We start from the raw sequence: 13,778 nt of genomic DNA on the forward strand, positions 1-13,778 counted from the left end.
GCTTATTCAGTAAATACCCCGATGTTTCTATATTTCTCATAGCGATCCTGTATTAAACTGTCCGCATCCATTCCTTTGAAGACAGACAATGATTTCTCAATGGCTTCCTTAATAAAAACAGATTGGGCTTTTGGATCCCTGTGAGCTCCGCCCATCACTTCAGGAACGATGCCATCGATAATGCCCATTTCTTTCAGATGCGGCGCTGTAATCTTCATCGCCTCCGCCATTTGCTTGGCCAATGAGGAATCACGCCAGAGAATGGATGCAGCACCTTCCGGAGAAATAACCGAGCACCATGAATTCTCCAGCATCAATAAATGGTTTGCGACACCAATTGCCAAGGCACCGCCGCTTGCTCCTTCCCCGATGACAATGGAGATGACAGGCACTTTCAATCCGGCCATTTCAATCAGGTTGCGTGCAATTGCTTCACTTTGGCCTCGTTCTTCCGCGGCTTTACCGGGATATGCCCCTTTTGTATCAATTAAACAAATGATCGGTCTGTTAAATTTCTCCGCCTGTTTCATCAAGCGTAAAGCCTTGCGGTAACCTTCTGGATGCGGCATGCCGAAATTCCGTTTGACGTTCTCTTTTGTATCCCGTCCACGCTGCTCCCCGATGACGGTTACCGGCATATCTCCAAAAAATGCAATGCCGCCAACGATGGCTGCGTCATCACCAAATACACGGTCACCATGAAGTTCAATGAAGTCATCGAAGATTTCTTTTATATAATCGAGAGAAGTCGGGCGCTGTGGATGCCTTGCCACTTGCACACGGTCCCACGGCTCCATGTTTTCATAGATATCCTTCTCCAAATTTTTCAGCCGGATTTTCAGCTTTTCAATTTCATCAGATAAATCAACCTCGGAAGAATTAGTGAACTCCTCGAGCTCTTTGATCTTTTCCTGCAGTTTAATAATAGGCTCTTCAAATGCCAACGTCTTACTCATGAGAATACACCTCTTTCGAATGAAGTCGCAAGATTTTGGAAAGTGTCTCTTTCATGCTTCCACGGTGAACCACCGCATCCAGCTGCCCATGAGTCAATTGGAATTCCGCCGTTTGGAAATCACTAGGCAGTTTTTCCCTGACCGTCTGCTCAATGACCCGTCTTCCTGCAAAACCAATTAACGCTTTCGGTTCCGCCAGATTTATATCCCCGACCGAAGCAAAGCTTGCAGAGACCCCACCAGTTGTCGGATACGTCATAACTGAAATGAATAACAGATTCCGGTCGGCATGGCGCTTTAACGCAACGCTTGTTTTTGCCATTTGCATCAATGAAAGAATACCTTCCTGCATACGTGCTCCGCCGCTTGCCGAGAAAATAATAACAGGCAATCCGAGTTCTGTCGCTTTTTCCACAACGCGAGTAATCTTCTCTCCAACAACCGAACCCATCGAGCCCATTCGGAAATGAGCATCCATGATCGCAACCGCCACTTCGTTACCGTTCATTTTACCAATGCCGGTTAATACAGCATCATTCAATCCTGTTTTTTCAGCATCCGATTTTACTTTCTCTGTATAAGAAGGGAATTTCAATGGATTTTCTGTCTTGAGGTGATCATCCATGGAAACAAATGTCCCTTCATCAAATAAGCATTCGACACGCTCCCAAGCCGTCATGTTAAAGTGATGATCACATTTCGGACAGACCTTTGCAGTTTTCATCAAATCTTTAGTCAAAATGATTTCTTTACATTCCGGACACTTGGTCATGAGCCCTTCCGGCACATCATTTTTAGCATCCTTCGATGGGATTGTAATAGATTGCTTCTTCTTGTTCTTCGTAAATAGATCGCGTATCATCATTCCATTCTCTCCCCTTCAATTCGTTCAATCCATTGTCGATAGGCTGGCAGCGCACAGTCCTCATCACCTTCCATCAGATGCATGAGAAAGGGTCCAACCAGTTGGCTTTCTTCCTTCGATATCACAACATCCAATGGGATTTTGCTGTATTGTTTTAATAAAAACCAGATTTTTAACGATAGTCGATTCTCCGTTGCCACAATCATTTCACGAATCAGATCTTCCCGGCGAACGCCGCCGTCAGTTTGCAGCTTCACGAGGAATCCTTCCCATACGGGCAACTGGCGCAAAGCCGGCTCTTCGCAGATGACGGCCACAGCCGCCTCCTCGTGAATCATTCTGGTACGGTTCACATCCAATTGAGAATTCGGCTGCTGCATGATGAATGTTGAAAGAACTTCGACTAGCTGATGTTTTTTAAAATCAGCGAGAAAAGTCCCTTCCCCTCTCCGGGTTTCAATTAAACCAAGCAATTCAAGGCTGCGCAGTGCTTCTCGGACAGACGATCTTCCTACTTGGAGAGTCTCCGCCAGAACCCGCTCGGACGGTAGTTTCCCTCCGGCCTTGATGCCTTCTTTTTTAATTAATAAACGTAGCTCGCCTACTATCTCAAGGAACATTTTCGTTTGTTTAGGATTTTGCATTCGAAAACCCCTTCGGTTTATCAATGATGATAAAGTGGTCTGACCACTACTATTCACTAGGATACAGAAATTAGGCTTATTCGTAAAGGGATAAAGGAAAAAATGAGAGAAGAGCAATTCAAATAAACGATAGCAGCAGCAATAAAAGAGGCAGATGAAATATAAAGACTGACACCATAAAGTGAAAAACTCACATGTTTAGTATGACTACGATGTTTGGTTTTCAAATTTGAAGTACTCGTGTAGAGACGCTATCCTTTCTGCTTACTCCACCTTTCATAACTTCTTCATTGTTTCACTCACTATTTCTTAAGATTTTATTTTTATAATGTTACCTTGTTATACGCAGCTTTTATAGTGCAAGAACAGATTGTAAAACGTCAAAACTAGCGTATAAAAAATCATAAGAAAGAGGTAAATAATAATGGAGCCAATAATAAATGAGAACCGCATCAATGTTATTGACTTAGTTCGAGGGTTTGCATTAATGGGGCTTCCCTTCATGAATGTGCTTGCTTTTTGGAGCTCGAACATTAACTTATCAGGATACCAGAATGATATTTGGGTTCAACGCTTTTTATATCTATTTGTTGAAGGGCGTTTTTACGCTATATTTTCTTTTTTGTTTGGATTAGGGCTTTGGATTTTCTTATCAAGGGCTAAACAGAAAAACGATAATCCCTACATCCTTTTTATTCGACGAATGTTTATCTTAGGTTTAGCAGGAGCATTCCATGAGCTATTAAACCCTGGTGAGGCTTTATTGATCTATGCAATTTTAGGAGTGCCTATTATTTTTTTAGATAAGGTTCCAAAACAGATTAACTTAATAGTCGGTATGGCAGGCGTTATAATAGGAAGTTTTGTTGGAGTAAAATTGCTGCTGCCCTTACCTTTAATGATACTTGGGCTAGCATTCGGACAGTATCGGGTATTTGAATTGTATTTAAAAAGGAAAAAAACATGGTTGATAGTGACTGGCGTTTCGTTTATTCTAACCAGTTTTCTAGTCTCTTATTTATGGCAGCAAGCACCTGCCGACGGGCTAGTCAACTATATGGAAGGAGTGAAATTGACGGAAGCACAAGTGTTATCCAATCAGGCTTTTTATGACTTTGCAGACTTGTCTTTGTCTTTTGCCCCAATTTTCTCTGTATTTTATGTTAGCTGTCTTGTTTTGCTTGAACCTTTATTAAAGAAATTTTTATCGCCATTGAATGCATATGGAAGAATGGCGTTGAGCAATTATATTGGGCAATCTATTATATTGGTTATTATTGCATCGTTTATGCAAGGGGAGACCATTGTATCATACACAATTGCAGCAATTATATGCTCCCTCGTTGTGCTCGCGCAGATCCTTTCCTCTTTCCTTTGGCTACGCTTTTTCAAGTATGGTCCAATTGAATGGCTTTGGAGATGCGGGACGTACTGGAAATGGCTTCCGATACGAAAGTAATCCGTTTTTATGAAGCTAAATAAATTGTAAAATAAATGTTGCCTACTTAGCAGGATAACGCGATTATTTTGTAATACTTAATTGTTAAACGACGTTTTCGATATATTTTCTACATTGTGAAGTTGTTAGATGAATTAACACTATTTTTAACCCCGTTCCAGTGTGAACGGGGTTAATTTGTTTACGCTTTTCTAGTTGAATAACTTTACGTTCATAACAGATGCCTATTATAACTCTTTGCATACACTAGTATTCCTAATAAAAAACACTATAATTTTTTTACGGATTGAACGAGGATTTGCGGCTGGCCGTGACGGTGTTCGACTGTGCCTTCTAGCTGCAGCATGGACAATTCCTCGAAAAACTTGCTGTAGGCAGCATAAGGCTTGGGAAAGCACGTACAGGATATTTCTCCAGTTTCATCCTGCAGTTTTAAGAAAGCCATAGCTTCCCCTTTTTTCGTCCTGATCCTTTTTACTTCAATCAGCAGACCGGCAATGAGTACACGGCCTTTCTCTGTTACTTCGACGACAGAGCTGATATCGGCTACACGGCTTCCGATCGTTTTTTTAATTTCCACAGCTGGATGTTCGGACAGATAGAATCCGAGGACTTCCCTTTCACTTTCCAGCTGCATCATCATCGGCATCGTTCCGGCTGGTGTATATTTGGGATTCGCAATTGAGAAGATGACATCATGCAATAGATCATCTCCTTCAGGGCTGACGAAAACTGCGTGATTTTTCGCAGCTTCCATCGATGCCAGCAGCACCGCCCTGTTTTGTCCAAACTCATCTAACGCACCCGCTTGTATTAATGGCCGGATGGACTTCTCCTGAAACGAGGAACCGCCGATCGAAGCAGCCATATCAAACAGGGACTTCCATTTCCCTGCCGTGCTCCTCGCTTTGCGCAGAGCATCGTAAAAGGTCGGCGTCACCCCTTTGATGGCTCCAAGCCCAATTCGGACCGAACGATTTTCCACCGTGTGCATATATTTACTTTTCGAGACGGAAGGAGGAAGTATCGATATGCCATGATTCTTCATTTCCCTTATTAGCTCCATTGTCTTGTCCTGGTTCCCTGTTGCCATTGAAAGAAGAGCGGCATAGAAATAGGCCGTTTGATTCGCCTTCAAATAGGCGAGCTGATACGAAATCAAGGAATATGCGACAGCATGGCTCTTCGGAAAGCCGTAATCTGCAAACTTTACAATCAAATCATATATTTGAGCGGCCGCCTGTTCCGGCACTTGATTGGAAGCGGCGCTTTTCACAAAGTGCATTCGCTCCTGCTGCAGTATCTCTCTCTTTTTCTTGCTGATCGCCCTTCGAAGCAAATCAGCTTCAGCCATGGAGAACCCCGCAACCCGGACGGCAATTTGCATGATCTGTTCCTGATAGACAATAATTCCGTATGTTTCCTGCAAAACTGGTTCTAGTAGAGGATGGATATAGTTTACTTGTTCCATTCCTTTTTTACGCCTGCTATAAGAAGGGATGTTTTCCATCGGTCCGGGACGATATAAGGCGTTGATGGCATACAGATCCTCAAATCGAGTGGGAGCAATGAGCCTGAGTGCATCCCGCATGCCGCCTGATTCAAATTGAAAGACTCCTGTCATATCGCCTTTACGAAACAGCTCAAACGTCTTTTCATCTGTCAACGGAATAGCGCCAAAATCGATTTTCTTGCCCGTGTCATATTCAATCATCGAACGGATTCGATCCATCAAAGTTAAATTCCGCAACCCGAGGAAATCCATTTTCAGCAGTCCTTGTTCTTCTACGTCCCCCATCGCCCACTGGGTTAAATAAATGCCTTCCCCTCCGCTTTGAACGGGTACAGTCTCGACGAGCGGAGTCGGTGACAGGACGACTCCGGCAGCATGGGTCGAAGCGTTGCGCGGAAGTCCCTCAAGTGAAATGGCGGCAGCGAGCCACTTCTCGCGTGTACTATCGATGGCAAGCCATTTCTGCAAAGCGGTAGATTTCGAAACGATATCGGGTAATCTTCTCCCTTGCCCGTCTTGGATCTCTCTCGATAGAAATGCCATTTCTTCATTGGAAAAATCAAAAACCCGCGCCACATTCCGAGCTACGGACTTGGCAGAAAGCGTTCCAAACGTAATGATTTGTGCCACATGATGCTTCCCATATTTCCGGGCAACATAATCAATAACTTCTGATCGGCGATGATCCGAGAAATCGATGTCGATGTCCGGCATAGTCACACGGCCCGGATTTAAAAAGCGTTCAAAAATGAGTCCGTATTTTATTGGATCCACATCAGTAATACCTAAGGAAAATGCCACCAGTGAGCCCGCGGAAGATCCACGCCCGGGTCCAGTCAATATGCCTACCTCTTTTGCAAAGCGCATGAAATCCTCGACAATGAGAAAATAATCCGCAAATCCCATGTCAGCAATAACTTCCACTTCATAGCTCAGACGGTCAACATATTCTTGAGCGGGATTCCCTACACGTTCTCTCAGACCAGCCGTACACCTCTTCACCAGCAAGGTTTTAGCCGTTTCCCCTTCCGGTACAGGAAAAACAGGCATCATCGGACGGCTTGGTGGCAGCTCGGCATTGCAGGACAGCAAAAGTTCAGCTGTCGCATCAAGCCATTCCAGCCGGTCTGCAAACCAATTCTTCCATTCTTCCTCTCCCGGCATATAGGCGGATTCATGCATAAACTTCGGTCTCATTGGATCATTCAATTTATAACCGGAGCGGATGGCTTCTGCTACTTCGAAGGAAAACCGATCCTCCTTCTGGATGAAGCGGACTTCATGGCAAGCACAAATCGGAAGGCCCATCTCCTTTGCCAGCTCCACGCGTTCCTCTTCAGCCGGATGCCGGATGCCAGCAGGCCTGCTAACGCCGACAAATACACTTGACGGGGAGCACGCCTCCCGGACCGCCTGCAAATTACTCTGGAACTTCTCTCCGTCCCATGATCGATCTGTCGCAGGACATACAACAATACACCCGTTGCTATAAGCATGCAGCCATTTTAAAGGCAATGACTCTTCATCCCTCGTGGAAACGGCACTGCTGATTTTCAATAAATTTCTGTACCCCGCATCATCTTTGGCATAAATATAAAGCAGAACTTTGTCCCCTTCGGATAATTCAAGTTGAATCGACAATCCCAGAACAGGATGGAGTCCACTCTCTTTTATCGCCTTATAAAAGGAGCGGATTCCATACAATTTGGAATTCACAATCCCTACTGAGACGGCACCTCTTTCCTTAAGGTGCGGGACAAGATCCGGCAGTTTTATGATGCCCCGCAATAAATCGGAGCCTGTGATGAGTTGAGGATAGACGAGCGCCATGTAAGATCCCCTCCCCCTCCTTTAGTTACTTGCACATAATGCCTTAAGCTTTTCTATTACTTTGTCAGCTTCCTTCCAAGAGTATACAGAAGCCCCAGATGCAAGCGGATGGCCCCCTCCTCCATATTCGGCGGCCAGTGTATTGATGATTGGCCCCTTCGAACGCAAACGGACACGGATTTGATCATCTTCTTCCACAAAGATGACCCACGCGCAAATTCCTTTCACATTTCCCAGAGAGCCGACGAGCTGGGACGATTCCGAAACGGACACATCAAATCTCTTTAAAATTTCTTTTGTAATTTTTAGATAGGCCATGCCATTTTCGTCGATCGTGAAATTCTGATACATATAGCCTTGTAAATGTAAAATTGAACGTTTCACTTCATACATGTCTGCAAATAATTTTGTCCGGTCAAAGTCAAAAGTGATCAATTGGCTAGCCACTTCAAATGTCCGATTGGTTGCACTCGGGAAAATAAATCTACCTGTATCTCCCACAATACCCGCAAACAGCAAACGGGCCGCATCATCAGGCATATGCCAATTGAAGGCTTCCGCTCCCTCCTGATACAGTTCATAGATCATTTCAGAAGTGGAACTTGCCGCAGTATCCACCCATCGCAAATCTCCATATGGATCCACATCTGGATGATGGTCGATTTTCAACAGAAAGGCGCCATTCTTGTAATAGTCTGCATCGATCCGTTCCGTATTGCCTGTATCCGTAATAATAACAAGAGCCCCTTCGTAATCACTCTCATTCACTTCGTCTTGTACAGCCAAATAGGTGAGCAGTTCATCGTGCGTACCGGAGGCAAACACTTTCTTCTCCGGGTAGTTGGCCTCTATCAGCTTTTTCAAGCCTACTTGCGAGCCGTATGCATCCGGGTCTGGCCGAACATGGCGGTGTATGATGATCGTATCGTAAATTTCAATTGTGTCTATGATTTGTCGTTTCAAATCGGGTTCCTCCCAAATCGATAATTTCTGTTCGCATTCCCATTTGAAAGCCGCTACAATAGAATAAGGTCTTTACTGGAGGGCTTTTGATATGAAAACATTAAATTTCTTTCTCGTCTTCTTCATCGTGGCATCCGGGGTTTTCTATTTTTATTTTAAAACCCGGCAATTCCGTACTAGCCATGTATTTCCCATACGAAAGAAAATGTTTGCCAGCAAAGCCGGTTCATTCCTCGGCAGTTTGCTTTTCTTTTTCGGGGTGAATCAAATGTTGCTGTTCCAAGGTACAATTACGTATGTCGTAGCCGCGATATTCATCCTTTTCGGCCTGTACGTCTTCATTTTCAACATGAAGGCAACAAAACATTACAAGCGTTTCATTGAAGAAGAGACGAGATTAAACGAGAACTGATGCCATCCTTGGCATCAGTTTTTTCATCGTTCAAACAACTGGTACATAATCATGGCCTTAGCAATCAATTCACCATCAGACACCAAATCAAAATCGACTTTTACAAACCGTCTGCTCATATGTAAAATCCTCGGTTTTACAATGACCGTGCTGCCAAGCTGGACATGTTTGATAAAGTAGACCGTCATATTCTCTGGCAAGCTTTCGCCGCGTTTTTTCATTTTGATAGCCCGGTTTCCGACTTCCGTCAGCAAAGTCGTCAAAGCACCGTATGATAGGGAGCCAAACTGATTTGTCATTTGGGGTGCAACGACAAACTCAATGGATTGCGGATCATCAGCAACCGTTTTCATCTGATTTTTGACGATATCATCTATTTTTTCCCCTTGCTGAGGCTGCCGCTGCGTCATTTGGAATGCTTTTAATACGTCTTGCCGGCTGATAATGCCTTCTAGCAAACCAGAGTCACTGACAACTGGCATGAGCTCAATCCCTTCCCAGATCATGCTATGCCCTGCCGACGCAACACTCGTTTTCCCTGTCACGGTTATTGGATGGGTCGTCATCACCTTTTCAATCAACTCATCTTCCGATTTCCCGACAGCATCTCGGGAAGTGACAATCCCGACCACTTTTCCGTTGCTCTCAATGACAGGATACCCGGAATGTGTTGTCGACCTATTCACATCATTGAAAAGTCCGACCGTATCTTTAGGAGAGAATGTGATTGTTTCAGAACCTGGTGTTAAAATATCCTCAACGAGCAGGATCTCTTTTTCGATCAGCTGGTCATAAATGGCTCTGTTCAGCATCGTCGCCACCGTGAAGCTGTCATAACTGGAAGAGATGATAGGCAGATTCAATTCGTCCGCCAGTTTTTTTGCATCGTCCGCAGCATCGAATCCCCCGGTTACAAGGACTGCAGCTCCCGCCCTCAACGCAAGTTCATGTGCCCTTTGCCTGTTCCCGACAATCAACAAGCTGCCAGCATCGATATACCGTCTCATATCCTCCAGCTGCATTGCGCCGATGACAAACTTCGTCAACGTCTTATGCAAACCGCCTCTGCCGCCCAGCACGACGCCGTCAACGATATTAACCACTTCTGCGAACGTCAGTCTTTCAATGTTCTCCTTCTTTTTCTTCTCGATCCGGATCGTGCCGACACGTTCGATCGTATTGACCAATTTTTGGTTTTCTGCTTCTTTGATTGCCCGGTAAGCTGTCCCTTCGCTGACCGACAACGCTTTTGCCACTTGCCTTACAGATATTTTTTCTCCGACAGCAAGCCCTTCAATATATCGAAGTATCAATTCGTGTTTTGTCGACATCTTTTCACCTTTTTCTCTAAGTGCATATAGCCATTTTATCACATCCGGATAGGAATAGCGCATAGGACAACATCTCGTTCACCTTCAATCTGGCAGCCTGGCACAATTAAAATGGCACGGCCCAAAAACTGGACCGTGCCGAACTTCTTATAGTTGAATGGCGTCTCCTGCTTCCATCACTTTCACATCATGGGACTCAACCAGATTTTTAAAGTCCAGCGGATCCTGTTGAATAGGCGGGAACGTATTAAAATGGATCGGCACCGTCAATTTTGGATTTAATAATTTGACAGCTTCCGCGGCATCAGAAGGACCCATTGTGAAGTTATCGCCGATCGGCAGGAATGCGACATCAATATCATTCATCTTTCCGATTAACTCCATATCTCCGAACAGAGAGGTGTCTCCTGCGTGGTAAATGGTCTTGCCTTCCGCGGAAAACAAAATTCCAGTTGGCATTCCGGTATAAATGATCTCGTTGTTCTCCGTCGTATAAGAAGAGCTATGGAATGCTTTCGTAAATTTCACGGTGCCAAAATCAAATTCCTTAGCTCCCCCAATATTCATGCCGTGCGTATTAAGACCTTGCCATCCTAAGTAGACAGCCAATTCATTCGGCGCGACAACTAAAGCTCCACATCTCTTTGCAATTTCCATCGTATCGCCTACATGATCATTATGTCCGTGTGTTAACAAAATGACATCCGGACTTTCCTTTTCGGGATCCAAATCCGTGAGCCCGTTACCGGTCAAAAATGGATCGATCAAAATCGTCTTCCCGTTTGTCTCAATTTTGACGACTGAATGACCATGATATGAAATTTTCATGTCGCAATCCCTCCAGGTTTTGAATTTTAATTTGTCTTGCTGTATTTCCCACCCTTTTCTTTGTTCTTTATATAACATGAAAACCCTCTTTTTTGTTAAGATATACTTGATAAGGAGGAATTACCGTGCAAAAAGTAAAAGAAATCCAGCAGTATTTACAACAAAACCAGATGGACGCAGCATTTATTACAACTCCGGATAATGTATTCTATCTTTCCGGATTCCATAGTAATCCGCATGAGCGGCTATTAGGTGTAATGGTGTTCCGAGAGGCGGAGCCTTTTATTATCTGCCCATTGATGGAAGTGCCTGATGTGAAGGCAGCCGGCTGGTCCTTTGAAGCAGTCGGCCATGCAGATACGGACGATGCATGGGAGTTGGTCGCAAACGCGGCGAAGGCCCGTGGCTCTGAACTTTCTACCATCGCGATTGAAAAAGCGCACCTCACAGTGGAGCGGATGGAGCGGATGGAGGAAATCTTCCATGGCGCCAATCTCGTACGCATCGATGAGCAGCTGAACAACATGCGCAACATCAAAGATGAATCAGAGCTGGACAAACTGCGCAAAGCGGCAGAACTTGCCGATTATGCAGTGGAAGTCGGCTGCCGAGAAATTGCAGAAGGCAAATCGGAGCTTGAAATTCTAATGGCCATCGAATTTGAAATGAAGAAAAAAGGTGCCGAGAAAATGGCATTCGATACGATGGTGCTTTCCGGTCCAAAAACAGCATCACCGCACGGCAATCCTGGAGAACGGAAAATTCAAAAAGGCGATTTCATTCTGTTCGACCTTGGCGTCGTGTATAAGGGATATTGTTCAGATATTACGCGCACCGTCGCATTTGGTGAACCCGATGAAGAAAAACGCAAAATCTACGAAACGGTCAAAAACGCCGAACAGGCTGCAATTGACCTCGTCCGCCCTGGCGTTAAAGCACGCGATCTAGACAAAGCGGCTCGCGACGTCATTACAGAGGCGGGATACGGAGAATACTTCACGCACCGTCTCGGCCATGGACTCGGTATTTCCGTGCATGAGTTCCCTTCCATCACAGGAACGAATGAACTGGAATTGCAAGAAGGCATGGTTTTCACAATCGAGCCGGGCATTTACAACCCTGAAATTACGGGTGTACGGATCGAGGATGATGTCGTCGTAACGGCTGACGGCGTTGAAGTATTGACCAAATTCCCGAAAGAACTAAGAATTATTCAACCATAATCATCATTGAACTGGAGGAGAAAATCAGTCGTTTTCTCCTCTTGTTTTTTTGTTGTAATGTTAGAAGACGCTCTGTGCACATAGTATTCTTCAAATAGAGCTTGGGTAGTTGATTTAACCACATAACAACAATAATAATGGGATGGTCGATAACTTCTGGGAAATGACCGATAAACATCGGCGAATGAACGATGATTACAGACATTATCGGAAGTCTCCCTCGTTTATTAAATTTCATAAAAAAGACTGCCACAGAAAATCAGTGATCACTGATTTTCCGGACAGCCCTTTAAATTATTTATTCAAAAGCGTTTCAGCCGCAACATACTCCAAGCCTTGTGCATCCGCAACTGCTTTATATGTGACATGGCCTTCTAACGTGTTAATGCCTTTTTGAAGTGCAGGATTGTCTAAGCAAGCTTGCTTATACCCTTTATTCGCAATTTGAAGTGCATATGGAACCGTTACATTAGTAAGCGCCATTGTAGACGTACGTGGAACAGCTCCTGGCATGTTCGCTACTGCGTAGTGAACGACACCGTGTTTTTCATAAGTTGGATTATCATGTGTTGTAACACGATCAGATGTTTCAAAAATGCCGCCTTGGTCAATCGCAATATCAACAAGGACAGAGCCCGGTTTCATGGATTTAACCATTTCTTCGGAGACAAGTTTAGGCGCTTTTGCACCTGGGATCAGTACACAACCGATAACTAGATCGGAATCTTTTACTGATTCTGCAATATTGAATGGGTTGGAAACAAGTGTTTGAATGTCGTTTCCGAACATTTCATCCAATTGGCGAAGACGTTCAACAGACAAGTCGAGCACAGTAACTTGAGCACCCATACCGACTGCGATTTTCGCTGCATTCGTACCTGCTTGTCCACCGCCGATAACTGTTACTTTTCCTCGGGAAACCCCTGGTACGCCGGAAAGAAGGATCCCTTTCCCACCTTGAATTTTTTCGAGGTATTGCGCTCCGATTTGTGTCGCCATACGTCCAGCAACTTCACTCATCGGTGCCAGAAGTGGCAATGAATTATTTGGAAGCTGAACTGTTTCGTAAGCGATTCCAACAACTTTGTTGTCAAGCAGCGCTTTTGTCAATTCCAACTCAGGCGCCAAATGCAAGTATGTGAAGAGGATAAGCCCTTCACGGAAGTACCCATATTCGGAAGCCAATGGCTCTTTTACTTTCATAACCATGTCCGCAGCCCATGCTTCTTCTGCTGACGAGACAATTTTCGCACCAGCTTCGATGTAATCCTCATCAGTGAAGCTGGAACCAAGACCCGCTCCTGTTTCAATTAATACTTCATGTCCAGCGGAACTTAGGTTAAATGCGCCAGCCGGTGTCATAGCGACCCGGTTTTCGTTGTTTTTAACCTCTTTTGGAACACCAATTCGCATCACAATTCCTCCTAGTTAGAAAAAATATCGGCGGTCAAACCGTAAGGATACAATTGACCAATTCGTATTCAATCTTATCAGATACGAATAAGTTTTGCTTCTTTTTTATCATAACCGGAATATTCATATAAATAGATTATGAGATCCATGAATCTGCTAATTTTACTAGTCAATTCGCATGGCCGGGACGAGAAGTTTTTGAGTGCTCCTAAAACGGGGTAAAGATAATAGAGGAAAATAGAAATGTTACGATTTTTGTCGAATTTCGACGCGGATTTCAAAAAAATCGTGAAGGGTTTTACGAGACTTCCAGCGAAGAGTAACATTGTAAAGAAAATAGA

11 protein-coding genes are annotated in these 13,778 nt (G+C 44.4%); 3 read left to right on the plus strand and 8 right to left on the minus strand.

The window, feature by feature from the left end; translation table 11 throughout:
* Nucleotides 1–2 precede the first annotated feature (2 nt).
* From ACSW3C_RS01740 to ACSW3C_RS01750, 3 genes are read right to left on the minus strand one after another with little or no spacing between them, the layout of a single operon-like run.
* Entirely contained in the window at nucleotides 3–956 is a 954-nt protein-coding gene (locus ACSW3C_RS01740; protein ID WP_486560542.1) for an acetyl-CoA carboxylase carboxyltransferase subunit alpha, read from the minus strand.
* Nucleotides 949–1,821, minus strand: a complete 873-nt coding sequence (gene accD / locus ACSW3C_RS01745) for an acetyl-CoA carboxylase, carboxyltransferase subunit beta (protein WP_486560544.1) — start codon at nucleotides 1,819–1,821, stop codon at nucleotides 949–951. Before accD ends, ACSW3C_RS01740 begins: the two co-directional genes overlap by 8 nt.
* Complete coding sequence (locus ACSW3C_RS01750; RefSeq protein ID WP_486560545.1) at nucleotides 1,818–2,465, minus strand: FadR/GntR family transcriptional regulator; 648 nt, start codon at nucleotides 2,463–2,465, stop codon at nucleotides 1,818–1,820. The genes accD and ACSW3C_RS01750 overlap by 4 nt, the downstream gene beginning before the upstream one ends.
* Before the next feature lie 424 nt (nucleotides 2,466–2,889).
* Between ACSW3C_RS01750 and ACSW3C_RS01755 the strand changes: the two genes are divergently transcribed.
* Nucleotides 2,890–3,924: a DUF418 domain-containing protein gene (locus tag ACSW3C_RS01755; RefSeq protein WP_486560546.1), complete on the plus strand. Its 1,035-nt coding sequence runs from the start codon at nucleotides 2,890–2,892 to the stop codon at nucleotides 3,922–3,924.
* Nucleotides 3,925–4,192: 268 nt separating this feature from the next.
* Here ACSW3C_RS01755 and ACSW3C_RS01760 read toward each other — a convergent pair whose 3' ends face one another.
* The gene (locus tag ACSW3C_RS01760; protein WP_486560547.1) at nucleotides 4,193–7,267 is read right to left on the minus strand and encodes a DNA polymerase III subunit alpha; all 3,075 of its coding nucleotides are present in this window, start codon (nucleotides 7,265–7,267) and stop codon (nucleotides 4,193–4,195) included.
* Nucleotides 7,268–7,288: 21 nt separating this feature from the next.
* Nucleotides 7,289–8,230 carry a DHH family phosphoesterase gene (locus ACSW3C_RS01765; protein WP_486560549.1) on the minus strand — a complete coding sequence of 314 codons (942 nt, stop codon included), beginning with the start codon at nucleotides 8,228–8,230 and terminating at the stop codon, nucleotides 7,289–7,291.
* A gap of 91 nt (nucleotides 8,231–8,321) precedes the next feature.
* Here ACSW3C_RS01765 and ACSW3C_RS01770 point away from each other — a divergent pair, with 91 nt between their 5' ends.
* Complete coding sequence (locus tag ACSW3C_RS01770) at nucleotides 8,322–8,642, plus strand: YtpI family protein (RefSeq protein ID WP_486560550.1); 321 nt, start codon at nucleotides 8,322–8,324, stop codon at nucleotides 8,640–8,642.
* 23 nt (nucleotides 8,643–8,665) lie between these two features.
* On the opposite strand, the gene ACSW3C_RS01775 is transcribed toward ACSW3C_RS01770, so the two are convergent.
* Nucleotides 8,666–9,973, minus strand: coding sequence for a DRTGG domain-containing protein (locus tag ACSW3C_RS01775; protein WP_486560868.1), 1,308 nt, complete (start codon nucleotides 9,971–9,973; stop codon nucleotides 8,666–8,668).
* Nucleotides 9,974–10,120: 147 nt separating this feature from the next.
* Nucleotides 10,121–10,801: a metal-dependent hydrolase gene (locus tag ACSW3C_RS01780; protein ID WP_486560552.1), complete on the minus strand. Its 681-nt coding sequence runs from the start codon at nucleotides 10,799–10,801 to the stop codon at nucleotides 10,121–10,123.
* Between the two features lie 125 nt (nucleotides 10,802–10,926).
* Here ACSW3C_RS01780 and ACSW3C_RS01785 point away from each other — a divergent pair, with 125 nt between their 5' ends.
* Entirely contained in the window at nucleotides 10,927–12,024 is a 1,098-nt protein-coding gene (locus tag ACSW3C_RS01785) for a M24 family metallopeptidase (protein ID WP_486560553.1), read from the plus strand.
* 294 nt (nucleotides 12,025–12,318) lie between these two features.
* Here the strand turns inward: ACSW3C_RS01785 and ald are convergent, their stop codons facing one another.
* Nucleotides 12,319–13,437: an alanine dehydrogenase gene (gene ald / locus ACSW3C_RS01790; RefSeq protein WP_486560554.1), complete on the minus strand. Its 1,119-nt coding sequence runs from the start codon at nucleotides 13,435–13,437 to the stop codon at nucleotides 12,319–12,321.
* Nucleotides 13,438–13,778 lie beyond the last annotated feature (341 nt).

It is taken from the genome of Sporosarcina sp. AD_1, from assembly GCF_057373025.1.